13 protein-coding genes are annotated in these 13,223 nt (G+C 46.8%); 4 read left to right on the top strand and 9 right to left on the bottom strand.

The genetic code is table 11. The features are described 5' to 3' along the window. The first annotated feature begins 1 nt into the window (after position 1). The 4 genes from DFR62_RS08570 to DFR62_RS08585 all read left to right on the top strand — a co-directional run bounded on the left by DFR62_RS08570 (position 2) and on the right by DFR62_RS08585 (position 4,590). Positions 2–1,093, top strand: a complete 1,092-nt coding sequence (locus DFR62_RS08570) for an FAD-dependent oxidoreductase (RefSeq protein ID WP_121299754.1) — start codon at positions 2–4, stop codon at positions 1,091–1,093. A gap of 554 nt (positions 1,094–1,647) precedes the next feature. Beyond that, positions 1,648–2,346, top strand: coding sequence for a Na-translocating system protein MpsC family protein (locus tag DFR62_RS08575; RefSeq protein WP_121299756.1), 699 nt, complete (start codon positions 1,648–1,650; stop codon positions 2,344–2,346). A gap of 170 nt (positions 2,347–2,516) precedes the next feature. Continuing rightward, positions 2,517–2,993, top strand: coding sequence for a DUF948 domain-containing protein (locus DFR62_RS08580; RefSeq protein ID WP_101190321.1), 477 nt, complete (start codon positions 2,517–2,519; stop codon positions 2,991–2,993). 223 nt (positions 2,994–3,216) lie between these two features. Further along, positions 3,217–4,590 (top strand): vWA domain-containing protein, encoded by a 1,374-nt coding sequence (locus DFR62_RS08585; RefSeq protein ID WP_121299758.1) that lies wholly within the window; start codon positions 3,217–3,219, stop codon positions 4,588–4,590. A gap of 103 nt (positions 4,591–4,693) precedes the next feature. Here DFR62_RS08585 and DFR62_RS08590 read toward each other — a convergent pair whose 3' ends face one another. The 9 genes from DFR62_RS08590 to DFR62_RS08635 form a co-directional block, all read right to left on the bottom strand. Beyond that, positions 4,694–6,520, bottom strand: coding sequence for a beta/alpha barrel domain-containing protein (locus DFR62_RS08590; RefSeq protein WP_121299760.1), 1,827 nt, complete (start codon positions 6,518–6,520; stop codon positions 4,694–4,696). 82 nt (positions 6,521–6,602) lie between these two features. Further along, positions 6,603–6,968: a cupin domain-containing protein gene (locus tag DFR62_RS08595; RefSeq protein ID WP_121299762.1), complete on the bottom strand. Its 366-nt coding sequence runs from the start codon at positions 6,966–6,968 to the stop codon at positions 6,603–6,605. A 15-nt stretch (positions 6,969–6,983) separates the two neighbouring features. Further along, positions 6,984–7,469, bottom strand: coding sequence for an NUDIX hydrolase (locus tag DFR62_RS08600; RefSeq protein ID WP_121299765.1), 486 nt, complete (start codon positions 7,467–7,469; stop codon positions 6,984–6,986). Between the two features lie 44 nt (positions 7,470–7,513). After that, positions 7,514–7,972, bottom strand: coding sequence for a VOC family protein (locus DFR62_RS08605; protein WP_121299767.1), 459 nt, complete (start codon positions 7,970–7,972; stop codon positions 7,514–7,516). Next, the gene (locus DFR62_RS17520; RefSeq protein WP_121299769.1) at positions 7,965–8,255 is read right to left on the bottom strand and encodes a hypothetical protein; all 291 of its coding nucleotides are present in this window, start codon (positions 8,253–8,255) and stop codon (positions 7,965–7,967) included. Before DFR62_RS17520 ends, DFR62_RS08605 begins: the two co-directional genes overlap by 8 nt. A 190-nt stretch (positions 8,256–8,445) precedes the next feature. After that, positions 8,446–8,961, bottom strand: coding sequence for an NUDIX domain-containing protein (locus DFR62_RS08620; RefSeq protein ID WP_121299774.1), 516 nt, complete (start codon positions 8,959–8,961; stop codon positions 8,446–8,448). 63 nt (positions 8,962–9,024) lie between these two features. Continuing rightward, positions 9,025–9,912: a phosphotransferase family protein gene (locus DFR62_RS08625; RefSeq protein ID WP_121299776.1), complete on the bottom strand. Its 888-nt coding sequence runs from the start codon at positions 9,910–9,912 to the stop codon at positions 9,025–9,027. A gap of 339 nt (positions 9,913–10,251) precedes the next feature. Next, positions 10,252–11,796 (bottom strand): gluconokinase, encoded by a 1,545-nt coding sequence (gene gntK, locus DFR62_RS08630; protein WP_121299777.1) that lies wholly within the window; start codon positions 11,794–11,796, stop codon positions 10,252–10,254. A 63-nt stretch (positions 11,797–11,859) separates the two neighbouring features. Then, positions 11,860–13,203: a GntP family permease gene (locus DFR62_RS08635; RefSeq protein WP_121299780.1), complete on the bottom strand. Its 1,344-nt coding sequence runs from the start codon at positions 13,201–13,203 to the stop codon at positions 11,860–11,862. Positions 13,204–13,223 lie beyond the last annotated feature (20 nt).

A 13,223-nucleotide genomic window follows, 5' to 3' on the forward strand; every position in this document is an offset into this window, starting at 1 on the left:
TATGAAAATTGTCGTCTTGGTTGGGGGCGGCCATGCACATTTGCACGCCCTTGCACAATTCGCAAAAAAGCCGCGGGAAGATGTACAATTGGTGCTCATCTCGCCTGCGGTGCATCAATATTATTCAGGGATGTTTTCAGGATTCACTGAAGAGGTTTACGGATTGGATGAGATCCGCATCGACTTGAATCAGCTCGCTGAAAAAATCGGCGCGGCTTTCTATCAAGATACCATCTGCGCCATCGACCCGGAATCCCGTACACTGACGGGCCAACATGGCGAGATCTATCCTTATGATGCAGTGTCCTTCGACATCGGGTCACAGATGAATAGCCCGGAAGCGCTGAAGAAGCACATCTCGCCAATCAAGCCCAATTACCATTTTCCGGATCAATTAATGAAGTTCCGAAAATCCGCCAAGCCCGTCATTGTTGGAGGCGGCGCATCGGGCGTGGAATTGGCCTTCTCTACACACGCCTGGCGAATGAGGCGGCATTTTCCTACCGATACGTTACTGTTCAGTTCTGGTGAGCTGCTATCGGCTCACGGAGCGGCCGCTTCCAGAAAACTCGAGGCGATTGCACGGAAAAAATCGCTGCCTTTTTTCACAAATGTAAAAATAGAAGACATCGACGAAACGTCCGTCATTGCAAGCAACGGTGCCTCCTATCCCCAGTCAGACGTGCTTTGGCTGACTGGCCCGAAAAGCCCTGCCTTATTCGAGCGCTCAGGCATGCCGGTCGACCGTGCCGGATTTTTGGCTGTCAGTGAGACACTTCAATCGATTCGTTTCCCCGAAGTCTTTGGTGCCGGCGATTGCGTCTCGATCGACCGCTATCCGGACCTTGCGAAAAACGGCGTCTATGCGGTTCGCCAAGGCCCCGTGTTGTGGGGCAATCTACTGAATTTCCTCGATGGAAATCCATTATCGGCCTTCATTCCGCAAAAACGCTATGTCGCCATCCTCTCCACGGGCGGTGGCGAAGCGTTCTTGACTTATGGACATTGGAGCATGCATGGCAAACTCCCATGGAAACTTAAGCAGTTTATCGACAAGAAGTTCATGAAGTCCTATCAAGCGATTTATAAATAAGCTCTTTTTTCCATCCATGATAGGGAAAAGCTAACAGAATGCCGGAATCGCTAGTGGCTTTTCAACATTGCTTTTCGAAAGCCTTCTTTACCCAGTACGGAAGGCAAGCGCCTTTCCGCAATAGCATCTTGAAATTTTCCCCCTTTCTCGCTATAATTCTTTATACAGTAGTTGAATAATCTCCCGCGAACATCTAGCGGGCTTCATTGCAGTTAGTTAAATGGAACTGTAAAAATGCAGCACGGGCTGCCATATTGGAATTGCGCAGAGTATATACCTGACAATAGAGCTGGGAATAACGCCAAAGAGAATGAATCATTCTTTTTGGCGTCTTTTTTTATTTCATATCCCCGGTTTGAATCGGTTGAATACAAGCAACAGTTGGATTTCTCATTCCCTCTACCCAATAAAGCCTCCTCCCTCTGTTTGATTTCTCTAAAGATTTAAACGGAATGAAGAACTGCAGTTAAAAAAATTTTTTTTGCACGCTGAGAAGAGCGAGTGAAAAGCAAAGAACTAGCCGGCCGTCGCGTGCCGGGAAGGAGCCAGTTATTATGCAGGAAGCAAGACCAATTCAATCAGAAGTTTCAGGCTATATTTCTAACCTACTCCGCCAGCATTTTGGAAAAGGGCCTGCTTCTGTTTACGTCACCATCAAAAGGCCCTATATCACGATTCATTTCAGAGGGTTTGTCAGTCCTATGGAAAAGATTTTACTCGACCAAGAAGAAGGCAAACGCGTATTGGAGACAAGAGATTTCATGTTCAATGCCTTGAAGCCTGAAATTTTAAGTGAACTTTTGACTATCACCCAGCTGGAATTCACCGAGTTATATGCCGATTGGAACTTGGCGCTGAAAAGCGGCATCTTTATCGGCGTGATGTGTGATGATCATCTCGTAGATCCATTAGGGTGGCCGGAAGATGGAGAGCGCGACATTTTCCATAAACAAGTAGAACGCGTCAGTGAAGAAGCCGGGCGCATACCGGACAGCATCGAGACATTATGGATGAGCAATCGAACATTGCTGTTGAAGCGCAGCGGCATTTTGGTAGGGATTGAAAAAGCTTTAATAGAGGGGGGCTTCTCTGAAATCCTCAAATTGACCAAACGCCCTCTTGAACGGAAGCTTCTCAAAGCTGCCCCCTTGAACCACTCTTTACAGAGGAACATCGATGAAGTTTTCATGGACTGGAATTTCAGCCAAGACGTCGGATACATTGCGTTCATCCTATCCGCTGACCCTCGGTAATTGAAATAAAGCAAAATCTTCTCTATGAATAAGCGGTTGGTACATACAACTTTAAAGTTTTCCCCCAAAAAATTGGATCCGCCGAGATTAAACGCTCTCCTTAGTTTTGTGTTAAAGATTGCCTAAAACGGGTATGGCTTAATACACAAACGAAAAAGGAGGAAGTTTATATGGACCCGATAATTTGGCTTTACATAGCACTAGGAATCATTGTCCTTGGCCTGATCGTCGCCGTCGTCGGTGTCGTGATGCTGCTATCCGGCATCAAGGAGCCGATGAAAGAAATGAAAGGTTCGGCAGATAACTTGAAAGGCCGCATGGACAAGCTGATGCTTGAAACGACTCATTTGCAGCACACGACAAATGAATTGAAAGAAGACATCCAACAAAAATCCGAGAAAGTGGCCGTCCTGGTCGACGGGGCGAAAGGAACGATCAATTCAGTCATCGATATGAATTCGGTGGTCCGCAGCATCACGTCGGGCATTTCGAAAAAAGTCGAAGACGACCCTGCCAACCGTTTCCAAGTCAACCAGTACAGTAATAACGCAGCCGGCTTGATGAAATACTTGGATAAGAAGAAAAGCCAAGATCAAGCTTATAATCCAGAATCCACCGTCCGAAAAGAACAAATCAAAACCTATTAATTGTTTTGCAAACAGCTCACCCCTTCCCGTCTCGATTACGGAAAGGGGTTTTTTAATGTTTTACGACTAAACGGATGTTTATTTATACATACTCAATTTGACAATACAAATTAATAAAAAGATAATATGAATATATTACCATTTACATTATACAAATACGCCGCCCACTCTATTAGCGGCATTGATGGATTTTTCACATTGACCTGGAGGTGCTTCTGTACACATGATCAAAAAAATGAACAAATTATTTATTCTTCCCGCAACGCTTATCTGGTTGGCAGGCTGCTCTGCAGCAGATGACAATGCACAGCAAGGAGAAGAAACGGCCGGCGACTCCCCTTCTGCCACGGAAGATGCGGCTGCAGAAAACAATACAGGCGATAATACGGCTTCGCTTCAATTTTCAACGATTGAAGAGCGATTGAAGCTGGACTTAGCAAATGCACCGTATAGCGGTGAACACTATGAGAAAGACGCCGTGATGGAACAAATGGCAGATCAGACTGAAGACCAATCAGCAGAAGCTGTTTATTTGGAAATGCTGGCACTGGCCGGCGAAGATTACCGGGAATTCGAGGAATTTATCTCCAATGTCGATACGTCTTTTGAATCGGCAAGCGCACAGCCGGGCGAAGTGAATGGACAAGGATCGCCTGAACAACAACAAGTTAATATTGCAGTTCTTTTTGACTCCAGCGGTAGCATGGCAGGCGATGTCGGCGGTATCCCTAAAATTCAATCCGCAAAAGAGACAGTCAGTTCTTTCGTTAGTGGACTGCCTGACTCGGCAAATGTCTCTCTCACCGTATACGGCCATAAAGGGACAGATAAAGCCGCGGATAAAGAACAGTCCTGCGAAGCGATTGAAGAAGTGTACGAATTGGGCGAATTCGATGAACAACAGTTCACCGCTGCGCTCGATTCGTTCTCACCCGCCGGCTGGACTCCCCTTGCCTCTGCTTTGGCCTCCGCACAGAATCATTTTGGTGACCAAGCAAGTGGCGAGTCTGAAAACTTGATCTATGTGGTGAGCGATGGCATGGAGACGTGCAATGGCAACCCGGTAAAACAGGCGGAACAATTGAACCAGTCCGGCGCAAAAGCGATTGTCAACATCATCGGTTTCGACGTAGAAAATGATGGGCAGAAACAATTGAAAGAGGTAGCTGATGCTGGCGACGGCACTTATTCCACCGTGCGCAATGACCAGGAGCTAAAAGCATTTTTTGAGAAGGAAACGACGAGAATCATTAACGAATGGTACAAATGGGAATCCGAGAATCTAAATAAAGTGTACAAATCCGAAACCGAACGAATCAACGAATTGTACGACCAGGAGACCGAATTCATTAATGCGACATATGACGAAGAAACCCGATTCAAAGAACTGACCTATGAATTGGAAGATACCGCGAAAATCGACGGGGCGGCAGTTCGCAAGTTGATTAGTGCAACGGCCATTGATTTGAGGCAATTTGCAAGAGACACTGCCACGGATTTGCGCAAAGAACTCCGCAGTGGCGGCAATGAACATAGAAAAGAAACACGGGATCAAGCAAAAGAAGAACGTGAAGAGTTGCGGGAAGACGGCGATTGAAACGTAGCCGTTTTTAAATTTACGAATCTGCTGACTTCTTTGGTACTTACAATGGTCAGGAATATGAAAAGACAGCCACTTGGCTGTCTTTTTTTGAGCTGAATTATGATTCGTAAAAAAAGAATTTCCGGTACAAGATCAATCCACTTGCGAACAGCAATAAGGCTACATATGCCGGCAGGATATGGATAAAGCTCGTATAGCCAATGATAATAGCCGCCCCAAACGCCGGCAGCCCGCCGAACAGGAACGTGTACCAGACCCATCGCTGCCCTTCCTGAAATCCCCATAACGCGAGCATCAACACAAGCAGCCCCACACTGATCAAGGCGCTGCCAAGCCCCGCCCGGTCATGCGCGATTACAGGAATGAGCCGTTCGTTGATGGCAGCGATTTGTTCAGGGCTCATGCAAATATAGGCGATGTCAGTTTGGACGAAAACGCCGTTCACGCCGATTGTCGAAATGACAAGCCCGGCTGCTGCGAGCGCAAATCCAAGTGCGACAAACGCCAGCTGGCCCCACAAGCTGCGTTTCCAGGCTTGGTGGTTCGTGCGGTTGCGCGAAAACGAATGTTCGCTATGGTTTTTGGATGCCTGGTAGCCTTTCCAGAAAAATGGCAGTAGAACAAGCCAAAGAATGCCATGGAGCCAGTCGAAATAACCGAATCCGATAAATAATAAAATACCGAGGAACCCTAATACCCCTGCGATGTGAATCGCGCGTTTTGCCCATTCTAGGCCGTAACGGACACCATGCCTTGCCAATTGCATATAGAGAATGCCGCCCGAAACCATCGTACCGGCTACGGTCATCCGGTCATGCTGCATGAAATGATAAATATTCGGATTGATCGCAATGAGTTCTTCTCTCGATAAGTTCAAAAATGCCTCGTCATAGGGCATGAGGACGATGGTCATGCTGACAAGCATTGCCACTGCCCCGCCGAGGAACATGAACAATCCGAATAGCCAATGCCAAATCCAGCCATCGTACACAGGAGGCGCCGTTATTCGTTGATCCAGCAATCCTTCATTGATGCGCTTCGGCAAACCGGGGCCGGTCCTGACATAGCCGCTAGAGAGCATCACCAAATCCGCTCCTGCCCCGTATAAAGCCAGGGCGTCTTTCGGTTCAGCGATTCCGCCTGAGACGATGATCGGAATTGTACTGTGCTGCCGAATGGCAGACACTTGTTCAGCCAGCAGTCCAGTTTGTTCGATCGGATATTCTATGCCTTCGCCCGTGTCTATTCCCAGTTCATCGATGACGATTCCGTCTATGTATGTTTCATTAGCTGCCAGTCCCATAACAGCTGAATCGATTTCATCCGCTGAACTGGCACATAATAGCGGCTTGCTGCCGACTGCTTCTTTTAAAGACTGCCGCTGCTCCTCGCTGAACGGCTCTTCAATGATAAAAGCTTCTCCATATGCAGACAGCTTGTTCAATAAAGAACGCGTTTGTTCAAAAGAACCGCTTTTCCCTATCCGGATGAAAATCGGCTTACTGAACGGCTTTAGCTTCTCGAGCTTCTCGATCGTTCGCTTGAGACCGGGTGATTCCAGATGGTATGGAAACAGCAACTTATCTTTTGAGTCGGTGAATGCCGGCGAACCTGCTTCCACTGGCTCCCACGACACCGGGCCGATCTCGATAAAGCCCGTTCCCAAATGGCTGAATGCCTTGGTTCCGGAAAGCAAGGGATCGATTTTCCCGCTCAAGCCGACGGGGTTGGCGATCTTGAACCCGAAAATCTCCGCTTCCAGCTGCTTGGCTGGAGCCGTGTGCCCCAAATATTCGATGAGTTTGCTTCCGCCGGGAATCGAGGCGATCCGATGCATGCCTTTATGGATAAATTCTCTCCCGGTTTTTGCCGGCAAGCGGGAAAGTGCGGGTTCAAACATCGTATGATAAGTCCAATCCGGCAAGAAAATCACGTCCTAAAACAAAGTATGCTGTTATTTTACCGCATTTTACGCAACGAAAGCGTAAATTTCATGAAAAACCCGTTTAGATCCACACATCATTTTCTGCCGTCTGCCCACTTTGAATATCGCCTGTATTGACGACGCTTTTAGGTTCAACCAGCAAGATGCTCGCTTGCGTTTTCGCAAATGGCTTGTGCTCTGTATTTTTTGGAACGACAAACATTTCGCCTGCTTTCAATTCCACTTTTCCGTCCCGAAATTCAATGGCTAGTTCTCCTTCTAACACAATGAACACTTCATCAGTTTCTTCATGCTTATGCCAGACGAAATCCCCTTGCACTTTCACGGTTTTGAATTGATAATCATTCATTTCTGCGATGACTTTCGGCGACCATAGATCGTCGAATTTCAAAAGTTTTTCATTGAAATTGATCGACTTGAAATTCATTGAATCCACTCCTCTCTAAGCTTTTATTGGTTCTGAAAGTGCTGCCGCTGTGTATTCAGCGATTTCCCTATTTTTATAAATGAAGCAATGTTCCAATTTCAAATCACCCTTTAGCAGCGAAGGCAGATAGGCACGTAAATTAGCGGCTACCCCGCGATTGTCTTTTTGCAGGATCCACTCGATTGACTTCCAATCCAATATGCCTTCTCGGGTCCCGAGAGGCGTAGCCAAAACTTGTGTTTCCGGCAAATCCGCCATAAACAAGTACATTCCTTGACGGCTGCTTTCATTCGTGAAAAGAACATTTCCTGCATGCAGCATATCTGTCAATCGAATGCCGGTCTCTTCAAAGGTTTCCCTGATGGCACTTTCAAGCGGCGTTTCGCCGGGCTCGATTTTTCCGCCGACGCCATTCCACATCCCCATCTGCGGCGGCTTCTCCCGGTTCAGGAGCAGAATCTTATCACCATTTCGAATCAAGCACAACATATAGTTCAACATGTGATGCCCTCCCGTAGTTTTCTGCTTGCTCAGCTAAACATTTTCTATACGTGCTTTTGATCCCATTGTGCCAAAGACATCATGTCGAATTCTTCCTCAACCTTGAAATCTAGCGGTGCGATAAATTCCAGTGAATTGCCATCCGGGTCATGAAAATAAACTGCTGCGTGGGCATATGGCCGGTTCGGCAAGATCACTGGTTGTTCTTCCGGTGAAAAACCGAAAGCCGTTCGCCCTTCGATTCCTCTGTCGGCCAGCCAAACCTTCGCGTTGCGGATCGCTCCTATATCCACATGAAAAGCGATATGGCGAAGCGAAGGATGATAAGGCGTTTCCACTTTATCCGTTTCCCATAAGCCCACCCAACTTTGCCCTTTGACAATCCAAAAGAAAGCGAGCTTCGGAGTCTCATAAGCAAGTTCCAATTCCAAACTAGTATAGAATTCAATGGAGCGTTTTAAATCCCTGACCGGTAAATGCGCTTCGTAAAGGCCATTAATGATTTGCCTCCTTTATCTTTTTTATAATATCTATTTTTCTCAAGTCTTTTCCGTGGTTCTTGGTTCTCCTGTATCCGTCTATAGATGATTTTGTATATATTTTTAAATAATCATCCAAACTTAACGCGTAATATTCCGCTCCATCTTCCAGTACTTTTTTCAAACTTCTATGGTCGACCCCTGCAAAAACCTCTAAATCCTCAATGAATGAAAACCCCACCTGGTTATAGCCATCACTAAATTCATGCTCCCGATAATCAATCACCGAATAACCGATCCGTTCCATTAGGTTTTCCAACGCGCTCTACTGTTCATTGAGATAAACGAAGGGAACTAGCATATCAATATCTTGAGGAGAGAAATCCATTTTTGCGGCTTTTCCGAGAACTAGAGAGCCATATAGAACGGGAATGATGCGAAATTCTTTATTGAAGCTTTTACAAAGACCAATAAATTCTTTATGTAAATGCTGTTCCTTACTCACTATTTGAAACCAGCTTTCGATTGCTCGCCACTGCTTCTTTTAATACTAATAGCGCTAACTCATGATCATTCATCACATACGGAACCTCTTCGGACTCTACCCAAATGCGCGCGGTGGTCTCGAATTGACGCAAAAATGGAAAACACTTTGTAATGTCCATTCGGTAGAATAGTTGATATCCAACTTTCGGGTATTTTCCATTCTCCATAAACCCCCTATTTTCTGAATGGTCCACTTTAATCGCACCGATATAAGTAAAATCGCCCTCTATGTATGCCTCTTCGTATATTTCACGGCGCAATGCCTGTTCAGGCTCTTCCCCTTTTTCCACATGACCGCCGGGAACATTAAATCCTCGCCCTTTTACTTGAACAAGCACAAGTTTTTCATCTAGAAAGCAGTAGCCATGAACACTTGTCACGATGTCGTTTTCTTTGAGTGGTTTATAGGGCTGCCAGGTCAGGCTTACAGTCTGGCCATCCCAAATGACATAAGTTTGATTTCTCACGAATCTCTCATCCTCCAAACGGATAGATATGACATTTTCCAGCTTTTCCGGATTTTTAAAAGTTTAGCTTTTGTTTTCGAGCTGCTCTCCCTGAAGCATATCTTTCAAAATGCGCAAATTGGCTTCATAGAATGCAAAATTCTTCTCCAGTCCACGTCGCTGGCTCCAGCCGATGCTGTTAAAGGCATCGATAAACCGGTAAAAAGGCAAAACGGCTCGTAAATCGATCATCGGCCGGATACTGTTATAGCCTTTCTGAAAAGAACTCAACAAGGCAGGATCCGACTTTAAAAAATCACGGTGAATTTTAGTGAAATCGATTTCCGTCGAACCGAAGCGCACACTTTCGAAATCGATCATGCCGGAAACCCGACCTTCCTCCACAATGATATTGGCTGGCCGGAAATCCATATGGACAAAACTCGGCCCGTCTGGTGCTGGAAGCTCCCCTTTCATTTGCTCAAACTTCCGTATGCTAGCCATATATAAATCCTCATCCAATACTTCTTTCACATCTTCCGCGAAGCTGTAAAACTGCCTTTCGATAAATTCATGCCAATTGGGGAATTCATTTTGTATGGCGACAGGTGCGGTTGTGTTAGAAGGTTTGATTTGATGCATAGACGCTTGCATGGCGCCGATTTGATAGGCGATTTCCGGAGAAGCTGTTGCGGACAAAGGCTTTCCTTTCAGTTCGGCCAGCAGAAAAGCCCCTGGACAGCTATCGTCACCCGCCCAATGATCGAGCAGCTTTGGAATCGGGACATGTTCAGCGAGGATTTTATAGGCGGCCAGCTCGCGCTCATATTTCGCACGGGTATACGGGATTTTCAAAAAGACGGATTCGCCATTTTGTAAGGTGCATTTGTAAACCGTTGAACTGAAAGAATCTTCGACTTCGTCGACGGAAATCACTTGCAGCTTGAATTGTTTTAACACCTGATTCAGCATGGATCACCCACCTCAGTTCTTAGTCATGTTTAAACTTCTTTTTGTCCAGATATCTAACAGGACGGCTAGCGATTTTCTAAAAACATTAAATACTTATTGACCATTTTTACCGACAGCTTGTGAATCGAATAATAAAATGAGTTTCATAATATCTACCATTGCGGATGCCATTAATTAAGTGATCCCAGCAAGCACCTGTACTTGTAAATATTAGTATATCAAAAGCTCTTTAAGATTCGTCTCGTTTTCAGAATTTTTCCACAAAAGATCGATCGACTATATAATCAATTAATCGGCGGATTAGAAAAACCCGAAGCGCAATGGCTTCGGGTTTTATCGTTAGTTCATATGCTTGCGCTGGAAATCGGAAATGCTTTCGTATTCTTCTTTCAGCAAACGCGATAAGCGGATATAGATCGGAAGCAGTTCACGGTAAATATTGCTCGCTTCCGTTTCTGGATGATGCGTATGGGTGCTGCCGATCATTTCAGAGACGATGCTGAAATCCTCGATCTCACCTGTGGCGTACATGCCGAGGACCACTGCACCGAGACAGGAACTTTCAAAACTTTCCGGGATGATGACCGGCTTGTCGAAGACGTCGGCCAACAGCTGACGCCACAACTCAGAGCGGGCAAAACCGCCGGACGCTTGAATGCGTGCGGGCTCTCCTGTCAATTCCTCAACGGCAAGTAGCACGGTATACAAGTTGAAGACGATGCCTTCTAAAACTGCGCGGATCATATGTTGCTTCTGGTGATGGATGCTGAGACCGAAAAACGACCCTCTGGCATTGGCATCCCATAGCGGAGCCCGTTCCCCTGTCAAATATGGATGGAACAATAGCCCGTCGGCTCCCGGTTTGACGTTGGCAGCGATCCTCGTCAATACATCGTATGTATCAATTCCGAGGCGTTTTGCCGTTTCTACTTCAGAAGACGCGAATTCATCGCGCAGCCAGCGCAAAATGATTCCCCCGTTGTTGACCGGGCCGCCGATAACCCAATGATTTTCCGTCAATACATAACAGAAAGTCCGCTCTTTCGGGTCGGTTTTCGGCACTGGCGATACCGTGCGGATGGCGCCACTCGTTCCGATGGTCACCGCAATGACTCCGGGATCGATGGCATTGACGCCAAGATTGGCCAATACGCCGTCGCTCGCCCCAATGACAAAAGGGACGTCTTCGGAAATGCCCATGAACGCAGCGAACTCCGGGGCGACTCCTGTAAATTGCTCAGTCGTCGGCACGAGGCGCGGCAATTTCTCTGCCGTGACACAAGATACATCCAGTGCGCCTTGGTCCCAGTCGAGCTGTTCCAAATTGAACAAGCCAGTAGCAGAAGCGATCGAGTGGTCTTCGACGTATTCGCCGAAGAATTTGTGGAAAATATAGCTCTTGATACTGATGAACTTCGCAGTAGCTTGGCAGATCTCCGGTTTTTCATCCTGCAGCCACAACAGTTTCGACAGTGGTGACATCGCATGGATCGGCGTACCTGTCCGCAAGTAAATGTCATGACCGTTCAAGTTTTCTTTAATGTGCTTCGCGTGCTTCGAGCTTCTCGTATCGGCCCAAGTGATACTATTGGTCAACAGTTCTCCTTGAGCGTCCACCGCAATCAGGCTGTGCATTGCCGAGCTGAACGACAAGAGCTTTAATGACTCTTTGCTGATGTCGCTTTTTCTCAAGGTTTCCCGGACAGCTGTCAGGACGGCGCGGAAAATTTCTTCCGGATCCTGTTCGGCAGTCAATTGGTTCGGTGTGTGCAAGGGATAGAAAACCGTATGGCTATCTTTGATTTCTCCCGCTTTATTGAATAGGACGGCTTTTGTGGAAGTGGTCCCTATGTCGACCCCTAAATAATAGGATTGTTCAGGCATGTTCTTCTTCCTTCCTTATAGCAGAAAAAGAAAAAGGAAAGATTCCTTTTTCTTTTTCTGAAATCATGTAATAAAGAAACTCAAAATCAATACTACCACGAATCCGGTGAGGCCGATGATGGTTTCCATCATGGTCCAGGATTTCAAGGTGTCTTTGACGCTCATTCCAAAATAGCGGTTAACCAGCCAGAAGCCGGAATCGTTTACGTGAGACAAGACCGTAGCGCCGGCAGCGATGGAAATAACGATCAAGCCAAGTGCTGGGCCAGTTGTTCCGGTAATTTCCAGAAGCGGTGCGATCAATCCGGCAGCCGTTACCATGGAAACGGTAGCAGAACCTTGTGCGACACGGACTGCCGAAGCGATCAAGAATGCCAAAACAATCGGCGGAAGCGCAGAGTCGCCCATCATTTGGCCGAGCACATCGCCTACACCTGAGTCGATCAGTACTTGTTTAAACACACCGCCAGCCCCTGTGACAAGGATAATGATCCCTGCAGGTTCAAGTGCTTTCGTGGCAATGTCTTGAACTTCCTGGCGCGAATAGCCGCGGCGTGTGCCAAGGAAGAAAAACGTCAGGATTGTAGCGATTGTCAAGGCGACGAATGGATGGCCAAGGAAAGTCAAGATCTCACGGATCTGGTTCCCTTCATCCAACACGACGGCTGACAAGGTGTTGAACAAGATCAACACAAGCGGAATCAAGATCAAGGAAATGATCATGCCGAAGCTTGGCAATTCTTTGTCGTATTCCTGTTCTTTAATATCCATATAATCCGGAATCGTCAAATGAATACGCTTCCCTATGTAGCGTCCAAAAACAGGTCCTGCTAGAATCATGGAAGGAATCCCCGCAAGCACCCCGAATAGGATGACCCAACCAAGTTCTGCACCGACCAGTTCCGCAACGGCAATCGGTCCCGGAGTTGGTGGGATGAAGCTATGTGTAACTGCAAGACCAGCCAATAGCGGAATCCCGTAATGCAAAAGCGATTTTCCGGTCTTTTTCGCCAAGCTATAGACGATCGGCACCAGAATGATGAAGCCGACATCGAAAAATACAGGAATGGCCACGATGAAACCTGTCACACCAAGTGCCCACGGTGCTTTATCTTCTCCGAACTTCGCAATCAATGTAGCTGCTAAGCGTTCAGCACCGCCGGAAACTTCCAGCATTTTTCCGAACATGGCGCCAAGGCCGACGACGACTGCGACAAAGCCAAGTGTTCCGCCCATGCCGTTTTGAATCGATTGAATAACATCCCCAAGCGGCATGCCCGCCGCGATGCCGAGCAGTAAACTTACCAATAATAACGCGACGAACGCGTGCAATTTCGTGCGCATGACCAAAAACAGCAATACGAAAATGCTTGCGACCGCGATGATAATTAATGTTGAACCATCCATGTGATTTCCCCCTCTTCAGA

Source organism: Planococcus citreus (assembly GCF_003664125.1).
Classification (GTDB): Bacteria; Bacillota; Bacilli; order Bacillales_A; family Planococcaceae; genus Planococcus; species Planococcus citreus.